The sequence below is a fragment of the Jatrophihabitans cynanchi genome (assembly GCF_027247405.1).
GTDB classification, from domain to species: Bacteria; Actinomycetota; Actinomycetes; order Mycobacteriales; family Jatrophihabitantaceae; genus Jatrophihabitans_B; species Jatrophihabitans_B cynanchi.
The window spans coordinates 2,651,886-2,668,383 of record NZ_CP097463.1 but is presented as its reverse complement, the minus strand read 5'-3'; the positions used below and the strand labels follow the sequence as shown (position 1 = coordinate 2,668,383).

General features: G+C 69.5%; 17 protein-coding genes. 6 read left to right on the top strand and 11 right to left on the bottom strand.

The features are described 5' to 3' along the window. Nucleotides 1–28 precede the first annotated feature (28 nt). Nucleotides 29–1,396: a TrpB-like pyridoxal phosphate-dependent enzyme gene (locus M6B22_RS12990; protein ID WP_269441979.1), complete on the top strand. Its 1,368-nt coding sequence runs from the start codon at nucleotides 29–31 to the stop codon at nucleotides 1,394–1,396. A 61-nt stretch (nucleotides 1,397–1,457) separates the two neighbouring features. Here M6B22_RS12990 and M6B22_RS12985 read toward each other — a convergent pair whose 3' ends face one another. The 11 genes from M6B22_RS12985 to flgN all read right to left on the bottom strand — a co-directional run bounded on the left by M6B22_RS12985 (nucleotide 1,458) and on the right by flgN (nucleotide 10,737). Next, nucleotides 1,458–2,105, bottom strand: coding sequence for a response regulator (locus tag M6B22_RS12985; RefSeq protein WP_269441978.1), 648 nt, complete (start codon nucleotides 2,103–2,105; stop codon nucleotides 1,458–1,460). Continuing rightward, nucleotides 2,098–4,185, bottom strand: a complete 2,088-nt coding sequence (locus M6B22_RS12980; protein ID WP_269441977.1) for a sensor histidine kinase — start codon at nucleotides 4,183–4,185, stop codon at nucleotides 2,098–2,100. Before M6B22_RS12980 ends, M6B22_RS12985 begins: the two co-directional genes overlap by 8 nt. 93 nt (nucleotides 4,186–4,278) lie before the next feature. After that, on the bottom strand, nucleotides 4,279–5,262 hold the full coding sequence (locus M6B22_RS12975; protein WP_269441976.1) for a cupredoxin domain-containing protein: 984 nt from the start codon (nucleotides 5,260–5,262) through the stop codon (nucleotides 4,279–4,281). A gap of 197 nt (nucleotides 5,263–5,459) precedes the next feature. Next, nucleotides 5,460–5,870: a DUF3151 domain-containing protein gene (locus M6B22_RS12970; protein WP_269441975.1), complete on the bottom strand. Its 411-nt coding sequence runs from the start codon at nucleotides 5,868–5,870 to the stop codon at nucleotides 5,460–5,462. Beyond that, nucleotides 5,867–6,070 carry a hypothetical protein gene (locus M6B22_RS12965; protein WP_269441974.1) on the bottom strand — a complete coding sequence of 68 codons (204 nt, stop codon included), beginning with the start codon at nucleotides 6,068–6,070 and terminating at the stop codon, nucleotides 5,867–5,869. The genes M6B22_RS12970 and M6B22_RS12965 overlap by 4 nt, the downstream gene beginning before the upstream one ends. A gap of 134 nt (nucleotides 6,071–6,204) precedes the next feature. After that, nucleotides 6,205–7,230 (bottom strand): class II fructose-bisphosphate aldolase, encoded by a 1,026-nt coding sequence (gene fbaA, locus M6B22_RS12960; protein WP_269441973.1) that lies wholly within the window; start codon nucleotides 7,228–7,230, stop codon nucleotides 6,205–6,207. Between the two features lie 68 nt (nucleotides 7,231–7,298). Then, nucleotides 7,299–7,547 carry a carbon storage regulator CsrA gene (csrA, locus tag M6B22_RS22225; protein WP_269441972.1) on the bottom strand — a complete coding sequence of 83 codons (249 nt, stop codon included), beginning with the start codon at nucleotides 7,545–7,547 and terminating at the stop codon, nucleotides 7,299–7,301. A gap of 20 nt (nucleotides 7,548–7,567) precedes the next feature. Continuing rightward, complete coding sequence (locus tag M6B22_RS12950; RefSeq protein WP_269441971.1) at nucleotides 7,568–7,951, bottom strand: flagellar assembly protein FliW; 384 nt, start codon at nucleotides 7,949–7,951, stop codon at nucleotides 7,568–7,570. A 20-nt stretch (nucleotides 7,952–7,971) separates the two neighbouring features. Then, nucleotides 7,972–8,853: a flagellar hook-associated protein FlgL gene (flgL, locus tag M6B22_RS12945; RefSeq protein WP_269441970.1), complete on the bottom strand. Its 882-nt coding sequence runs from the start codon at nucleotides 8,851–8,853 to the stop codon at nucleotides 7,972–7,974. 1 nt (nucleotide 8,854) lies between these two features. Continuing rightward, on the bottom strand, nucleotides 8,855–10,213 hold the full coding sequence (gene flgK / locus M6B22_RS12940) for a flagellar hook-associated protein FlgK (RefSeq protein ID WP_269441969.1): 1,359 nt from the start codon (nucleotides 10,211–10,213) through the stop codon (nucleotides 8,855–8,857). Between the two features lie 2 nt (nucleotides 10,214–10,215). Next, nucleotides 10,216–10,737, bottom strand: a complete 522-nt coding sequence (flgN, locus tag M6B22_RS12935) for a flagellar export chaperone FlgN (RefSeq protein WP_269441968.1) — start codon at nucleotides 10,735–10,737, stop codon at nucleotides 10,216–10,218. 296 nt (nucleotides 10,738–11,033) lie between these two features. On the opposite strand from flgN, the gene M6B22_RS12930 reads away from it, so the two are divergent. From M6B22_RS12930 to M6B22_RS12910, 5 genes are all read left to right on the top strand, one after another. After that, nucleotides 11,034–11,921 carry a sigma-70 family RNA polymerase sigma factor gene (locus M6B22_RS12930; protein ID WP_269441967.1) on the top strand — a complete coding sequence of 296 codons (888 nt, stop codon included), beginning with the start codon at nucleotides 11,034–11,036 and terminating at the stop codon, nucleotides 11,919–11,921. A gap of 227 nt (nucleotides 11,922–12,148) precedes the next feature. Next, on the top strand, nucleotides 12,149–13,084 hold the full coding sequence (locus M6B22_RS12925; RefSeq protein WP_269441966.1) for a flagellin N-terminal helical domain-containing protein: 936 nt from the start codon (nucleotides 12,149–12,151) through the stop codon (nucleotides 13,082–13,084). A gap of 153 nt (nucleotides 13,085–13,237) precedes the next feature. After that, nucleotides 13,238–14,137, top strand: a complete 900-nt coding sequence (locus M6B22_RS12920) for a flagellin N-terminal helical domain-containing protein (protein WP_269441965.1) — start codon at nucleotides 13,238–13,240, stop codon at nucleotides 14,135–14,137. Between the two features lie 153 nt (nucleotides 14,138–14,290). Then, nucleotides 14,291–15,244 carry a flagellin N-terminal helical domain-containing protein gene (locus tag M6B22_RS12915; RefSeq protein WP_269441964.1) on the top strand — a complete coding sequence of 318 codons (954 nt, stop codon included), beginning with the start codon at nucleotides 14,291–14,293 and terminating at the stop codon, nucleotides 15,242–15,244. 182 nt (nucleotides 15,245–15,426) lie between these two features. Next, nucleotides 15,427–16,389: a flagellin N-terminal helical domain-containing protein gene (locus tag M6B22_RS12910; RefSeq protein ID WP_269441963.1), complete on the top strand. Its 963-nt coding sequence runs from the start codon at nucleotides 15,427–15,429 to the stop codon at nucleotides 16,387–16,389. The last annotated feature ends 109 nt before the right edge of the window (nucleotides 16,390–16,498 follow it).

Below are 16,498 nucleotides of genomic sequence, written 5' to 3'. Positions count from 1 at the left end.
GGACCGTCGGGAGCGAGATAGTGGCGCCATGGCAGCCGAGAAGACCAAGATCCTGCTGGACGAGTCCGAGCAGCCCACCCAGTGGTACAACCTGCTCGCCGACCTGCCGACGCCACCACCGCCCGTGCTGCATCCCGGCACGTTGCAGCCGATCGGGCCGGACGACCTGGCGCCGCTGTTCCCGATGGAACTGATCGGCCAGGAAGTGAGCACCGAGCGGTACCTGGACATCCCGGGCGCGGTGCTGGACGTCTACCGGCTGTGGCGGCCCTCGCCGCTGTTCCGCGCGCACCGGCTGGAGCGTGCGCTCGACACCCCGGCGCGGATCTATTACAAGTACGAGGGCGTCTCGCCGGCCGGTTCGCACAAGCCGAACACCGCGGTGCCGCAGGCGTACTACAACAAGAAGGCGGGCATCCGCCGGCTGACCACCGAGACCGGCGCCGGGCAGTGGGGCACGGCGCTGGCGTTCGCGTGCGCGCAGTTCGGCCTGGACTGCGAGATCTGGCAGGTACGCGCGTCCTACGACCAGAAGCCGTACCGCAAGATCATGATCGAGACGTTCGGCGGCGTCATCCACCCGTCGCCGTCCAACCTCACCGAAGCGGGCCGCAAGATTCTCGCCGAGCACCCCGATTCCACCGGCTCGTTGGGTATCGCGATCAGCGAGGCCGTCGAGGTCGCCGCGCAGCACGCCGACACGAACTACGCGCTCGGCTCGGTGCTGAACCACGTGCTGCTGCACCAGACCGTGATCGGCGAGGAAGCGCTGCTGCAGCTCGCGAAGGTCGGTGAGACACCGGACGTGATCGTCGGCTGCACGGGCGGCGGCTCCAACTTCGGCGGGCTGGCCTTCCCGTTCCTGCGCGAGAAGCTGGCCGGGCGGATGGTGCCGGTGATCCGCGCGGTCGAGCCGGCCGCCTGCCCGTCACTCACCCGCGGCGTGTACGCGTACGACTTCGGTGACACCGCCGGCATGACGCCGCTGATGAAGATGCACACGCTCGGTCATGACTTCATCCCCGACCCGATCCATGCGGGGGGCCTGCGCTATCACGGGATGAGCCCGCTGATCAGCCACCTGGTCGAGTCGAAGATGATCGAGGCCACCGCGAAGCCGCAGCGCGAGTGCTTCGCGGCCGGGGTGCAGTTCGCCCGGACCGAGGGGATCGTGCCCGCGCCCGAGCCCACCCACGCGATCGCCGCGGCGGTGGAGGAAGCGTTGCGCTGCAAGGAATCCGGCGAGGCGAAGGTGATCCTGACGGCACTCTGCGGACACGGCCACCTGGACCTGGCCGCCTACGACGCGTACCTGTCCGGCTCGATCACCGACCACTCGCTGGCCGACGAGGACATCGCGGCAGCGATCGCGGCGCTGCCGCCGGTACCGGCCTGAGGTCCCGATCTGTCATGCGATTGAGGGGCCAGAGCCCCTCAATCGCATGACGGTCGACCCGCTACTCGCCGAGACCGGCCTCACGTGCGCGCACGATGGCCTGCGCCCGGTCGGTGACCTGCAACTTGGCGAAGACGTTGGACACGTGATTGCGCACCGTCTTGGCGCTGATGAACAGCTCGCGCGCGATCTCGCTGTTGTTCCGGCCGCGCGCGATCAGCTCGAGCACCTCCCGCTCGCGGTCGGTCAGCCCGGAGAACGGCACGACGGCCCCGCGCTCCGCGGCGAAGTAGCCGATGAGCCGCTGCGCCAGGGCCGGCCCGAAGATCGCGTCGCCACGCGCGACCGCGTGCACGGCACGTGCGATGTCCTCCTGGTCGGACCCCTTGAGCAGGTAGCCGCGCGCGCCGGCCCGCATCGCCTGGAACACGCTCTCGTCCTCGTCGAACATCGTCAGCACGAGCACGCCGATGTGCGGGCTCTCCGCGACGATCCGGCGGGTCGCGTCGATGCCGTTCAGCCCCGGCATGTTGACGTCCATCAGCACGACGTCGGGCTGGTGCTCGGTCGCGAGCGCCACCGCGTCGATCCCGCTCGCTGCCTCGGCGATCACCTCGACGCCGTCCATGGCGCCCAGCGCGACCTTCAGACCGTCGCGGAACATCGGGTGATCGTCGACGAGCAGCACCCGGATCGGTTCCTCACTCATCGCGAATCGCCGCCGTGCGGACCGGCAGGGTCACGTCGATGCGGGTGCCCGTCCCACGCGGCGCCCGCCGCATGGTCAGGGTGCCGCCGAGCTCAGCCGCACGCTCGGCCATCGACGACGTGCCTACCCCGGCCCGCCAGTTCGCGGGCAAGCCGATGCCGTCATCGGCAACCGACACGAGCACCGCTCCCTCGGCGAGCTCGAGCCGGACCTCGCAGTGCCGCGCGGACGCGTGCCGCACCACGTTGGTGACGGCCTCGTTCACGATCCAGTAGACGGCGACCTCGGCGGCGGCGGGCAGCGGGGGCAACGCTGCGGGCGCGTGCACGGTCATCGCCGGTTCGGAGCCGGAGCCGGAGCCGAACCGCTCGACGCACTCGCGCAGCGCGCCGACGAGGCCGAGCTCGTCCAGCGCAGGCGGCCGCAGCCCGTACACCAGCTGCCTGATGTCCTCGATGGTGCCGCGGATGTCGGCCTTCACCTGGGCCAGCACCTGCTTGCTCTGCTCGGGACGGCCGTCGACCAGGCTGCGGGCCGCGTCCAGCTTCAGGGCGAGCGCGGCGAGCTTGGGCCCGAGCCCATCGTGCAGGTCGCGCCGCAGCCGTCGCCGCTCCTCCTCCTTGGCGTTGACCAGCCGCTCGCGCGAGGCCTGCAGGTCGCGGGACAGCCCGACAGCGTGCATCGCGGCACCGATCTGCCTGGCCAGGTCGGCGATCAGGCGCCGCTCGTCCCGGCTGAACCCCACCCGGCTGCCACGGGTTCCGACCGCGAGCTGACCGACGGCCACACCCTGGTAGCTGAGCGGCTCGACGTACGGCGCCCCGCGGGCGAGTCCCGACTCGGCGAGCAGCAGCCCGTGCGCGTCCAGGATGGCGGCGTACGGCAGCTTCAGTGCCTGGGTCACGGTGTCCACGACGACGGCGAGCTCGCCGTGCTGATCGCTGCGCTCCAGCCGCAGGCCGAGTTGCGTCATCACGCCGTACGGGTTCCTGCGCTCGCCGTACATCAGCCGGTCGACGCCGCGCTGCACGCGGTTGCGCGCCGGAGCGAACGCGATCGCCAGCAGCGCGGTCGCGATCACGCCGGTACCGATCCGCACCGGCTGGCCGAGAGCTGCGCTCAGCAGCGCGACGACCCCGACGTAGCCGCCGACGACGCCCGCGGTGAGCGCGAGGAACACCAGGGTGCGGTTGATGACGAGGTCGATGTCGAACAACCGGTGCCGAAGGATCGCGATGCACACCGATGCGGTGAGCAGCGCCGAGGCGATCGGCCCGGTGACCTGCGAGAGCTGATTGTTCGGGATCAGTTCGGTGGCCAGTTCGACAACCCCGATGGCGCCGGCCCAGACGACCCACTTCATCTGCAGCCTGGCCTCGGTGCCGGATCGGCGGTACCGCACCACGAGCAGGCAGATCGAGACGACCACGCTGGCGAAGAAGAGCAGCGTGCTCAGGTTCATCGCTGCGTCGGAAACCCAGGCCGGCAGCCAGTGCCGCGCGGGGTTGTAGAGCCGGCGTCCCTGCACGTCGACCCCGTCGCGGTCGGCGAAGAACAGCGCGCCGAACACACCGAGCGCCATGCTGACGAGCGGGAGCAGCAACAGGGTCCGCGCGCGACGCGACATCGCGTGCCCGTCGGGGAAGAGCATCAGGACCAGCGGCAGGGTGCCCATCGACAGCATGTAGATCGAGTCGGTGAACCAGCCGATCCACAGGTAACCCGGCGCCGTCCCGCCGACGAAGCCGAACGCGAGGTACTCGCGCCCGGCACCGGCGACGGCGGTCGAGACCGAGGCGAGCAGCAGCAGCCAGCCGATCGCGTTGTCCGGACGCTTCCCGACGATCAGGACGCCCGGCACCAGCAGCGTCGCCGACAGTGCGACGTCGCCGAGCCACCAGCTGGTCAGGTCGCTGTAGCCCGTGTGCACATGGAGCACGACGTAGGCGACGAGCAGCAGTGGCACGAACACGGCCACCGCTCGCGCCGTGTTCGTGGCGTGCCGGTGGCCGGGCGCACCGCGGCCCGGCACGCGCGCTGCCGCCGCGACCCCCTCCACCACGGTCGTCATGGCGATCATGCAAGCACTCCTGGGTGCGGTTGTCAGCAATGGTCGAGCGATGGCCCGGGCGGGCCGCGTCCCCTCCGCGCGGCCCACCCGGGACAAACCGGCTCAGGCGACCTCGAACTCGCCGTTCAGGCCGGCCTGGAAGTCCTTGCCGTCCCCCTGGGTGGATACGTAGCCGTAATGGCCCGGCGCCAGCTGGATCGTGACGTAGGCGCTGGCGCCCGGAGCGAGCGCGGTGACGCCACCTGCCAGGGTGCCGGGGCAGGCGTCGATCGGGGTGCCCTTGCCGAAGCTGCCGGCGACGCACTGGAAGTACGCGCCGAGCGAGCCTGCCGACTTCAGGCTCGCGACGCTGAAGTCGTGGGCCGCCGTGCCGGTGTTGGTGACGGTGAACGTGCCGCTTCCGGTGAAGCCGTCGGGAAGCGTGATCGCCTTGTCCGTCAAGGTGATCGTGCCGTCGCTCGCCGGCGGCTGGTCGGCACCGGCGCCGTCGGTGACGGTGAACTCGTCGATCATGCCCATGGCCACGTGCGGCATGCCGTCCGGCCCGGGCAGGAAACACGTGACGATGTAGTGGCCCGCCAGGAGCGGCACGGTGACCTGCTCGGTGAGGCCCGGCCCGACGATCGCGGGGGCCGAGATCTCGTGGTCCGGATCCACCTGCAGTGCCTTGGCCTTCGCCTCATCGCCCTTCATCAGCGCGGCCTTCACCTGCGCCAGGGTGACGCCGGGCTTGGTGCGCGCCAACCCCATCTCGTGCGCGTACTTGCCGGTGTTCTGCAGCGTGATCGTGACCAGGCCGGCGTGCGGCGTTCCGCTGATGTCGAAGCTCATCGCCGCAGCCGAGTCGGTGGCCGTCACCGACAGGGCATTGTCGCTCGCCGCTGGGGACGAGTCGGAGGTCGCCGGCGCGGGCGAGCTCGGCGCCGAACCGGCCGGTGCCGGGGCCGACGTCTGACCGGCCGAGGTGTGCGCGGCGTGCGTCCCGCCGTTCGCGCTGCTGCTGCACGCCGCCAGCGCCAGCGCGCCGATGGCGAGCGTGGCCGCGGCGACGGCCCGCCGCGGCCTGCGGATGTGTTCGGTGATCATGTGCGGTCCCTCCCGGACGAGTGCGGTTCGTCGGGTCAGGATCGCGGCCGAGGTGTCCCGAGCGGATGGGGCCGGTGTCCCGGATCGCCCGGCCGCGCACTGTCATGCGATCGCGGTGCCCGGGCACCGTGATCGCATGACGGACGGCCTCAGCGGACACCCGTCACATGGTCGGGCGAGCGGAACGGGGCGAGACGTCAGCCGGCCGCGAGGTACCGGACGGCCTCGGGGTCGCAGTCGGCGAGGAGCTGGGCGCAGCGGGCGGCCTCGTCTTGCTCGCCGATCGCACCGGCGGCCCGGCCCAACGCGTGCAGCGCCCGCAGGAAGCCGCGGTTCGGCTCATGGGCCCAGGGCACCGGGCCGTTGCCCTTCCAGCCCGCGCGGCGCAGCGCGTCCAGGCCGCGGTGGTATCCGGTCCTTGCGTAGGCGTAGCCCTCGACCGTCCTGCCGGCGGCCAGCGCCGTCTCGGCGAGCGTCGCCCACGCGGTACAGGACGCGGGAAGGGCGGCGGCCACGGCGCTCGCGTCCTCTCCCGCCTCCAGCCGCGCGACGGCGGGGTCCTCGGGCAGCCGCGTCGGCTGGGCCATCAGGTTGAACGCGTCGGTCATGCCGTGCGATTCTGCCGCTTGCGCGCGGCCTGCAATCGGCCGGCCCCCGACACGAACAGGTCGACGCCGAATTCGCAGTACGCCTGCTCGTCCTCGCACCCGGTCAGCGCGCTCGCGCAGGCGACGAGGTTCGGGAACTGCTCCGGCGGCAGGACCGCTGATCGAACGCCACGACAAGGCCGAACGTGCGGCCAGCTCATCGGCAGCGTCGCGCTGGCCGCGGTGGCCGGCTTGGCGTTCGCGCCGGCCGGCTGAGTCCTGCTTGCCCCGCCCGGCGACTGGCTGGACGCGCCAGACCGGTCACCAGCGGGACGGACCCACCGCGTGAGGGGCGTCAGGCCGCCGGCGAGGTCCCGGCCGAGAGCAGATCCTCGCAGGCCTGCTGCACGCGCGCGGCCATCCCGGTCTCGGCCAGCTTGAGGTAGGCCCGCGGGTCGTACGCCTTCTTGTTGCCGACCTCGCCGTCGACCTTGAGCACGCCGTCGTAGTTGGTGAACATGTGGCCGGCGACCTCGCGGGTGAACGCGTACTGGGTGTCGGTGTCGACGTTCATCTTCACGACGCCGTAGGACACGGCCTCGCGGATCTCCTCCAGAGCCGAGCCGGAGCCGCCGTGGAAGACCAGTTCGAAGGGTTTCTCCCGGCCGACCTTCGCGCCGACCTCGTCCTGCAGGTCCTTGAGGATGGACGGGCGCAGCTTGACGTTGCCGGGCTTGTACACCCCGTGCACGTTGCCGAACGTGGCGGCGAGCAGGTAGCGGCCCTTCTCGCCGGTCCCGAGCACCTCGGCGGTGCGCAGCGCGTCACCAGGAGTCGTGTACAGCTTCTCGTTCATCTCGCCGACGACCCCGTCCTCCTCACCGCCGACGACGCCGATCTCCAGCTCGAGCACGATCTTGGCCGCGGCCGCCTTCGCCAGCAGCTCCGCGGCGATCTGCAGGTTCTCCTCCAGCTCGATCGCCGAGCCGTCCCACATGTGCGACTGGAACAGCGGCGGCCGGCCCGCACCCACCCGCTCAGCCGAGATCGCGAGCAGTGGCCGCACGTAGCCGTCCAGCTTGTCCTTGGGGCAGTGGTCGGTGTGCAGCGCGACGTTGACCGGGTACTTGTCGGCGATCAAGTGCGCGAACTCGGCCAGCGCTACCGCCCCGGCGACCATGTTCTTCACGTGCGTGCCGGAGGCGAACTCGGCACCACCGGTGGAGATCTGGATGATGCCGTCGCTGCCGGCGTCGGCGAAGCCGCGGAGCGCGGCGTTCACGGTCTCGGACGAGGTGACGTTGATCGCCGGGTACGCGAACCCGCCGTCCCGGGCGCGGTCCAGCATGTCGGCGTAGATCTCGGGAGTGGCGATGGGCATCAAGGTCTCCTGACGTGCTCGGCGGGCGACGGCTCCCGGCCAGTATCGCGCACCGCCGGGCTCGGGCGTCAGTCGCGCTCGGGCTGGTCCTCGCCCATCAGCTCCTCGACCGCCGCGCCGATCGCGGCGTCGCTGGCGGACGCTGCCTGCTCGTTGGCGCGCTGCAGCTCCAGGTACACCTCTTCGCGGTGCACGCTGACCGAGCGGGGTGCCTGGATACCGATCCGCACGGCGTCACCGCGCACCTCGATGACCGAGATGACGATGTCGTCGCCGACGATGACGCTCTCGCCGACGCGCCGGGTAAGGATCAGCACCCCACGAGCCTAGGCCATGACTACTGGCGGACGATCCGTTCACGCATCGGGAGCGTCTCGTCGTCGATGACGACCTGGACCGCCCGCCCGGTGGACGCGGAAACGGCGATCGGGGCGCGCAGGTTCGCGGTGGCGTCGGCCAGCCCGGCCCCGAGCGTCAGCACCAGCAGCAGCGAGATGTCCTCGCCGCCCAGCACCGGCGCAACCGCGCCGGCGACGTCCGGGTGGTAGTCGTCGAAGAAGGCGTCCGCCGGCGTCAGGACGAAGCGCAGGCTCGGCTCGTTCACGGCGCGCAACGAGAACAGCAGCCCGCGCGGGTCGATCGGCTCGAGCGTGTACTCGTCCTCGCCCGCGAAACCGGGGAGCGGCTCCACGAAGTGCAGTTGCCGGGTGCGTTCCATCATCGTCGTCATTGTCCGCCCGATCAGGAGAGGAAGTTGAGCAGCGAGAGCTGACGGATGTTCGCCGTCGTCTGCAGCGCGGCCTGGTAGTTGGTACTCGCGGTGGTGACCTGGACCGCGATGTCGGCGAGGTCGATGTCCTGCAGCTCGGACAGCTGCGAGGTGACCGAGAGCTTGGTCGAGCTCTGCGCGGACTGCGCGACCTGTACCCGCTGGTACGCCGCCCCCTCGCTCGCCTGCGCGGCGCTCATCCGGCCGATCGCGGTGTCGAGGTCGGCCAGCTGGCCGGACAGTGCCGTGGTGTTGTTGCTGCGCAGGTTGGCGGAGACGGAGCTGAGCAGGCTGAACAGGTCCCCGCCGGCCGGCCCGAACACGGCGGGGCCGTTCTGGTTGATCTGCACCGTGGCCTGTGGCCCTACCGTCCGGTTCACCGTGCCGCTGTCGCCCATGTAGTTGCCCCCGTTGTCGTATGCGACCGAACCACTCGTCGTCCCGCCGAAGACGGGGCGACCGTTGTACGTCGTGTTCGCCACCGAGAGCAGCGAAGTGCGCAGCGCGTCGATCTGGTCGGCGATCGCGCCCGCCGACGAGCCGGTGCTCGCCCCGGTGTTCAAGCCCTGGACGACGAGCGTGCGCGCACTCTGGGTCAGCGTGACCATCTGCGAGTACGCCGAGTCCGCGGTGGACATCCAGGCGATCGCGTCGGTGGCGCTGTCGGTGTAGGCGTTGTTGCGCTGCAGGTCGCCGCGCAACTGCAGCGCCCGGACCGTGCCGGACGGGTCGTCCGAGGGCGCGGTGATCTGCTTGCCGCTGGACAGCTTGGCCTGCAGTGACGCCAGCCGGGCGGCGCTGGACTGCAGCCCGGCCAGCGCGCCGTAGCTCGCGGAGGATTCGGTGACGCGCATGTCAGCCCCTGCCCACCAATCCGGTGTGGTTGATCAAGGTGTCGAGCAGGTCGTCCAGCGTGGTGAGCACGCGCGAGGACGCCTGGTAGGACCGCTGGAAGGTCAACATGTTGCTGACCTCCTCGTCGTAGCTGACCCCGGAGACCGAGGTGCGCAGCGCGTCGACACTGGCCGTCACCGACGACTGGGTGGTCTGCTGCTGCTTGGCCAGTGCCGTGGACGAGCCGATGTTGCCGACGAGCTTGGTGTACAGCGCGTCGGCGGACGTGCTTTCCGCGCCCTTGCCGGACAGGGTGAGCGCGTTCGAGCCGTCCAGGTTGCCCCCGGGGGTGCTCGAGGCCGCCACCAGCGTGGGGTCGGTGATGATCACCGAGAGGTTCGCCGCGCCGGTGCCGCCGAACAGCGGCCCACCGGCGTTACCGGCGAGGTCGTAGCCCGCCGCCTGACCGGCGTTGACGGTCGCCGCGAGCGTGTTCGCGACGGTGTCCAGTTGCGCCTGGTAGGCGGGGACGGTGGTGACGAGCGTGGACAGGAAGGCCGAGGCGCTGCCGTTGACGAGCGTGACGGCCGTGCCGCCGACACTCACCGTGTTGGTGCCGGCATTGAAGGCCATCGCGTTCACAGTCACGCCGGAGACCAGGGACTGCCCGCCGACCACGACGTCGGCCGAGCCGTTCGCGTTGATCGTGGCGACGCCCCCGACCATCGTGCTGAGCTGGTCGAGCAGCTGGTCGCGCTGGTCCATCAGCGAGTTGGCGTTGGCCCCCGTGGCGGCGGCGACGGCGATCTGCCCGTTGATGTTGCCGAGTTGGGTGGCTGCCGAGTTGACGGCGTCGATGCCCTGGGTCAGTGACTGGGTGGCGCTGTCGGCCACGTCGCTGAGCGAGGTGCTCATCGCGTTCAGGGTGCTGGCGACCGTCGCGGCACGCTGCAGCAGCACCGAGCGCGGCGCCTGCGACCCGGGGTCGTTCGCGACCGGAGTCCACGCCTTCCAGAACGCGTTGAGCTGCTCGGACAGGCCGTTGTCGCTCGGCTCGGGGAACAGCGACTCGATCGAGGACAGCGCGGCAGCGTTGGTGTCGGCCAGCCCGCTGCGGGCGTGCTCGGTGCGTGAGCGGGCGTCCAGGACGGGGTCGTTCAGCCGGGCAGTGCCGGTGATCTGGACGCCGCCGGGACCGGCCGGCTTGGTGTACAGCGTCGGGACGCCGGCTACGGCGTCGACCGTGGCCTGCTGGGAGGCCTGCCGGGTGTAGCCCGGCGTGTTCGCGTTGGCGATGTTCTGCGACACGATCTCCAGGCCGTACCGCGCGGCGCCGATGGAGTTCGTCGCCTGCTGGATGCCGCCGAAGGTCGAGGACATACTCAGGCCTGCTCGTCGATGAAGATCGGGCGGGCCGGGAACGTGGCAACCCCGCCGTCGGCGGTGTACGCGCTGAACGCGTCGCCGAGCCGGTCGAGGGTCTCGCCGATCGCCTGCGCACCCGCGTGGAGCAGACGACGGATGTCAGTGGTGGCCGAGTCGATCTCGGCGACCAGGCCGCGCAGCGCCGTGCGGTGCTCGTTCAGCACGTAGGGCCACGGCTCGGGCGCGATCGAGGCCAGCCCGGCCAGGTTCGTCTCGAACGGCAGGTTCAGCTGGTCGGCAAGGGCCTGCACCTCGGCGGACCGGAGCACCTCGCCGGTGCGGAGCACCTCGAGCGCGTCCTGAAGCTGCCGGTCGGCGCGCGCCAGCCAGCGGGTCTGTCCCGACTCCAGGATCAGCCGCTCCGTGGTGAGGGCGAACAGCACTCGTTCGAGGATCTCGCGCTCGCTCCACAACACAGCGACGACACCGGCGAAGGGGTCGGCGTGGTCGGTGGGGTCAGCGGCGCGGGGGTTCAGCATGCCTGCACCATCGGCCAGCACCCGTCCCGGCTTGAGCAGCTGCGGGTGACCAATGTGCGCGGTGACCGGTGCTTTGAGGCGGTTTCGCCCTATCTGCTGTGACCTGTGACACCACTTCAAAATTCTTGGATCTTGGGCTTGCCAAACACGGACTTTACATGCGAGATTACTTCACGTCGATCTAACACGAGCCAATGGATCGAACGGTGGGGCTGGGGAGCCGCACCGAGGTCGGGGGACCGGCTCGGACAACACAGCTACACCGTCCGATTCGCAGGTCACCCGAGGAGGCAGCCATGACGGCTGTAACCAACGCGCCCGAGAGCGCTTCCACGCCCACCGTCGACGAGCTGGTGCGCACGCACCTCCCGCTGGTCGGCCACCTGGTGCGTGAACTGCTCGGCCGTGTTCCGTCGCACGTCAACCGCGACGACCTCATCTCCGCCGGGATGCTGGCGCTGACGGTGAGCGCGCAGGGCTTCGACGCCTCGCGCGGCGTCCCGTTCGGCCGCTTCGCCGCCTTCCGCATCCGCGGCGCCCTCACCGACGAGCTGCGCACGATGGACTGGGCCAGCCGGGCCGTCCGGGGCAAGGCCCGCGAGATCGAGGCGGTGCGCAACCAGCTAGCCGCCACCTTGGGCCGCACCCCGAGCCGCGACGAGGTCGCCAACACGATGGGTGTCGCGGCACACGAACTCGACGCGGTGGACGCCGACGTCCAGCGGGCGGCCGTGCTGTCGATCCAGGGCCTGACCGAGAACAACGGTGCCGAGCTGCTGCCCGACCACGAGGCCGGCCCCGAGGGCATCCTGATGCACCGCGAGCAGTTGGGCATCCTGCGCGACGCGATCGCCGAACTCCCCGAGCGGCTGTGCACGGTAGTTCGGGAGTACTTCTTCGAGCAGCGCAAGATGGCCGACATCGCCGCCGATCTCGGCGTGACCGAGTCCCGCGTCTCACAGCTGCGGTCGGAGGCGCTGGCCATGCTGCGCACCGGGATGCGTGCCCAGGATGGCGACGCCGCCCCGGCACCTGCCCCCACCAGCCGCCGCCGCGACAGCGCCCGCGAGGCCTACTGCGCCGCCATCGCCGCACGCTCCACCCTGGCCGGCCGGCTCGAGGCCAGCACCCTGCTCGGCGAGGCCCGCTTGGTCGCGCCGCTGCGCCAGCGCGTGGCCAACTGACACCTTCCTTCTCCTCGGCAGCCGGCCGGGAGCGACGACGACGTCGCTCCCGGCCGGCTGTTCTGTGTTGAGGCAGTGCTGTGGCTTAGCCCAGAACGGCCGCAAGATCAGGTGACCGGCTCAAGGCCGGCGCGGCTGTGCCGATAGCGAGTCTGTCGACCCATGGACGGATCGACGGCCCTCCCCCGGGCCACCCCCTCAGGACTCACGTTTGGGAGGCAAACACCATGAGTCTTCGCATCAACACCAACGTCGCGGCACTGAACGCCTACAACAACCTGGCCGCGAACCAGAACGCCCAGGCCAGCAGCTTCGAGCGGCTCTCCTCGGGTCTGCGGATCAACAAGGCCGCCGACGACGCCGCCGGCCTGTCGATCAGCCAGGGCCTGACCAGCCAGATCAACGGCCTGACCCAGGCCGTCTCCAACGCCCAGGACGGCATCAACGTCGCCCAGATCGCCGACGGAGCCCTGGGCACCACCCAGAACATCCTGCAGCGCATGCGCACCCTGGTCGTGCAGGCCGGCAACGCCGGCACCCAGGACGACTCCTCGCTCAAGGCCATCCAGGGTGAGATCGTCAAGCTGAACAGCCAGCTGGACAACATCTCCAGCCAGACCAAGTTCGGCGCCACCAACCTGCTCGACGGTGGCTTCAACAAGAACTTCCAGGTCGGCGCCAACGGCGGTGACGTCATCGGGCTGAACCTGTCCAGCGCGAACGTCAACTCGAAGTTCGTCGGCGGCGCTAGCTCGTCGGGCGGCACGGACCTGACCGCCCTGAACATCGCCAAGTACACCAGCGCGGGAGCGGGCTACGCCGGCAACACCCTGGTTGGCGGCACGACGACCGCGGTGGCGGGTGACAAGGTCTACGGCTCGGGCGAGGCTGCTTACGACCTCAACCAGATCGACACTGCGATCTCGGCAATCTCCTCGGCTCGTTCGGGGATCGGTGCGACGCAGAACCAGCTCAACTACACGGTCACCAACCTGCAGACCGCGATCACCAACGTCACCGCGTCCCGGTCGAACCTGACCGACGCCGACCTCGCGTCCGAGGTCACCAAGATGACGCAGTCACAGATCCTGACCCAGGCCGCGACCTCGGTCCTCGCGCAGGCGAACTCCGCCCCGCAGGCCATCCTCAAGCTGCTGCAGTAGTAGCAGCCCACAGGCTCCGGGTCGGGCGGACCAACCCCCACCTGGTCCGCCCGACCCGGACTCCACCACCCGCACAACCAGCACGACCAGTACGACCGGCCCGCCACGGACGGCGCGCCGCTTCATCCGACTCACGTTTGGGAGGCAAACACCATGAGTCTTCGCATCAACACCAACGTCGCGGCACTGAACGCCTACAACAACCTGGCCGCGAACCAGAACGCCCAGGCCAGCAGCTTCGAGCGGCTCTCCTCGGGTCTGCGGATCAACAAGGCCGCCGACGACGCCGCCGGCCTGTCGATCAGCCAGGGCCTGACCAGCCAGATCAACGGCCTGACCCAGGCCGTCTCCAACGCCCAGGACGGCATCAACGTCGCCCAGATCGCCGACGGAGCCCTGGGCACCACCCAGAACATCCTGCAGCGCATGCGCACCCTCGTCGTGCAGGCCGGCAACACGGGCACCCAGGATGCGTCCTCGCTCGCCGCGATCCAGGGTGAGGTCGTCAAGCTGAACAGCCAGCTCGACAACATCGCGAGCCAGACCAAGTTCGGCGCCACCAACCTGCTCGACGGAAGCTTCAACAAGAACTTCCAGGTCGGCGCCAACGGCGGCGACACCATCGGGCTCGACCTGTCGAGCTCGGATGTCACCTCCAGCGATGTCGGTGGCAACGGCGCCGGCGGCGTCGATCTGACCGCACTGAAGATCGTGGGCACCGCGGTCGCCGGCACGCCGGTCACATACACCCCGCCGACCACCTACGCGACAGCGGACGCGACGGCCGACCTGGCCACCATCGACTCGGCGATCAGCAAGATCTCGTCGGCTCGTTCGGGGATCGGTGCGACGCAGAACCAGCTCAACTACACGGTCACCAACCTGCAGACCGCGATCACCAACGTCACCGCGTCCCGGTCGAACCTGACCGACGCCGACCTCGCGTCCGAGGTCACCAAGATGACGCAGTCACAGATCCTGACCCAGGCCGCGACCTCGGTCCTCGCGCAGGCGAACTCCGCCCCGCAGGCCATCCTCAAGCTGCTGCAGTAGTAGCAGCCCACAGGCTCCGGGTCGGGCGGACCAACCCCCACCTGGTCCGCCCGACCCGGACTCCACCACCCGCACAACCAGCACGACCAGTACGACCGGCCCGCCACGGACGGCGCGCCGCTTCATCCGACTCACGTTTGGGAGGCAAACACCATGAGTCTTCGCATCAACACCAACGTCGCGGCACTGAACGCCTACAACAACCTGGCCGCGAACCAGAACGCCCAGGCCAGCAGCTTCGAGCGGCTCTCCTCGGGTCTGCGGATCAACAAGGCCGCCGACGACGCCGCCGGCCTGTCGATCAGCCAGGGCCTGACCAGCCAGATCAACGGCCTGACCCAGGCCGTCTCCAACGCCCAGGACGGCATCAACGTCGCCCAGATCGCCGACGGAGCCCTGGGCACCACCCAGAACATCCTGCAGCGCATGCGCACCCTCGTCGTGCAGGCCGGCAACACCGGCACCCAGGACGCCTCCTCGCTGAAGGCGATCAACGGTGAGATTCAGAAGCTGAACAGCCAGCTCGACAACATCGCGAGCCAGACCAAGTTCGGCGCCACCAACCTGCTCGACGGAAGCTTCAACAAGAACTTCCAGGTCGGCGCCAACGGCGGCGACACCATCGCATTGAACCTCGCTGGTGCCGCCACGACGGCTCACGCGGTCGGCGGCACGTACGCGGCTCCGACTGGTACCCAGACGACTGGTACCTACACCGGCGGCGTGGACCTAACCGCTCTTGCAATCGCTGGCGGCGTGACCACCACCAACGCTGGGACCGGCGTTGCGTCGACTGTGTACACAGTGCCCACGACGTACGACTCGACGCAGTCCAGCGCCGACCTCGCCAAGATCGACCAGGCGATCTCGGACATCTCCTCGGCCCGTTCGGGGATCGGTGCGACGCAGAACCAGCTCAACTACACGGTCACGAACCTGCAGACCGCGATCACGAACGTGACGGCGTCCCGGTCGAACCTGACCGACGCCGACCTCGCATCCGAGGTCACCAAGATGACGCAGTCACAGATCCTGACCCAGGCCGCGACCTCGGTGCTCGCCCAAGCGAACTCCGCCCCGCAGGCCATCCTCAAGCTGCTGCAGTAGTAATCGGAAGCAGCCCACCGGCTCCGGGTCGGGCGGACCAACCCCCACCTGGTCCGCCCGACCCGGACTCCACCCGCACGACCCGCACAACCAGAACGACCAGTTCGATCAGCACGACCGGTGCGCCACGGACGGCACACCTTCCCCCGTAAGCACGGACTCGCGTTTGGGAGGCAAACACCATGAGTCTTCGCATCAACACCAACGTCGCGGCACTGAACGCCTACAACAACCTGGCCGCGAACCAGAACGCCCAGGCCAGCAGCTTCGAGCGGCTGTCCTCGGGTCTGCGGATCAACAAGGCCGCCGACGACGCCGCCGGCCTGTCGATCAGCCAGGGCCTGACCAGCCAGATCAACGGCCTGACCCAGGCCGTCTCCAACGCCCAGGACGGCATCAACGTCGCCCAGATCGCCGACGGAGCCCTGGGCACCACCCAGAACATCCTGCAGCGCATGCGCACCCTCGTCGTGCAGGCCGGCAACGAAGGCACCCAGGACGACTCCTCGCTCAAGGCCATCCAGGGCGAGATCAGCAAGCTGAACAGCCAGCTGGACAACATCGCCGGGCAGACCAAGTTCGGCGCCACCAACCTGCTCGACGGCAACTTCAGCAAGAACTTCCAGGTCGGCGCCAACGGCGGCGACACCATCGGACTCGACCTGAGCGGCGCAGGTGTGCAAGCGTGGGTCCTCGGCAACTCGAGCACTGCTCTCACAGCGCCTGCGGCCGGCGCCCCCGACCCGAAGTCGACCAACACGGACGGAACGGCCACGCTGTCGGGCCTCAACATCGTCAAGTACGACGGGACCACCGGGTACACCGACAACGAAGGCACCGCTGCGCTGAAGACCTACGGCACAACCCAGGCGACCGACGATCTGGCGACGATCGATGCCGCAATCTCGACGATCTCCGAGGCTCGGTCGGGTATCGGTGCGACGCAGAACCAGCTCAACTACACGGTCACCAACCTGCAGACCGCGATCACCAACGTCACCGCGTCCCGGTCGAACCTGACCGACGCCGACCTCGCGTCCGAGGTCACCAAGATGACGCAGTCGCAGATCCTGACCCAGGCCGCCACCAGCGTCCTGGCCCAGGCGAACTCCGCACCGCAGGCAATCCTCAAGCTGCTCCAGTAGCAGCCGAAGTAGTAACCAGCACCACCTCGGCGCGGGCGGACCAACCCCCACCTGGTCCGCCCGCTCCGGGCTGAACCGGCTCGCTCGCCGAGCACAAGAGAGGGAACGA

Coding starts and splice junctions, on each gene's coding strand:
- M6B22_RS12990 (WP_269441979.1), top strand. CDS start 29: ATGGCAGCCGAGAAGACCAAGATCCTGCTGGACGAGTCCGAGCAGCCC.
- M6B22_RS12985 (WP_269441978.1), bottom strand. CDS start 2,105: ATGAGTGAGGAACCGATCCGGGTGCTGCTCGTCGACGATCACCCGATG.
- M6B22_RS12980 (WP_269441977.1), bottom strand. CDS start 4,185: ATGATCGCCATGACGACCGTGGTGGAGGGGGTCGCGGCGGCAGCGCGC.
- M6B22_RS12975 (WP_269441976.1), bottom strand. CDS start 5,262: ATGATCACCGAACACATCCGCAGGCCGCGGCGGGCCGTCGCCGCGGCC.
- M6B22_RS12970 (WP_269441975.1), bottom strand. CDS start 5,870: ATGACCGACGCGTTCAACCTGATGGCCCAGCCGACGCGGCTGCCCGAG.
- M6B22_RS12965 (WP_269441974.1), bottom strand. CDS start 6,070: ATGAGCTGGCCGCACGTTCGGCCTTGTCGTGGCGTTCGATCAGCGGTC.
- fbaA (WP_269441973.1), bottom strand. CDS start 7,230: ATGCCCATCGCCACTCCCGAGATCTACGCCGACATGCTGGACCGCGCC.
- M6B22_RS12950 (WP_269441971.1), bottom strand. CDS start 7,951: ATGATGGAACGCACCCGGCAACTGCACTTCGTGGAGCCGCTCCCCGGT.
- flgL (WP_269441970.1), bottom strand. CDS start 8,853: ATGCGCGTCACCGAATCCTCCGCGAGCTACGGCGCGCTGGCCGGGCTG.
- flgK (WP_269441969.1), bottom strand. CDS start 10,213: ATGTCCTCGACCTTCGGCGGCATCCAGCAGGCGACGAACTCCATCGGC.
- flgN (WP_269441968.1), bottom strand. CDS start 10,737: ATGCTGAACCCCCGCGCCGCTGACCCCACCGACCACGCCGACCCCTTC.
- M6B22_RS12930 (WP_269441967.1), top strand. CDS start 11,034: ATGACGGCTGTAACCAACGCGCCCGAGAGCGCTTCCACGCCCACCGTC.
- M6B22_RS12925 (WP_269441966.1), top strand. CDS start 12,149: ATGAGTCTTCGCATCAACACCAACGTCGCGGCACTGAACGCCTACAAC.
- M6B22_RS12920 (WP_269441965.1), top strand. CDS start 13,238: ATGAGTCTTCGCATCAACACCAACGTCGCGGCACTGAACGCCTACAAC.
- M6B22_RS12915 (WP_269441964.1), top strand. CDS start 14,291: ATGAGTCTTCGCATCAACACCAACGTCGCGGCACTGAACGCCTACAAC.
- M6B22_RS12910 (WP_269441963.1), top strand. CDS start 15,427: ATGAGTCTTCGCATCAACACCAACGTCGCGGCACTGAACGCCTACAAC.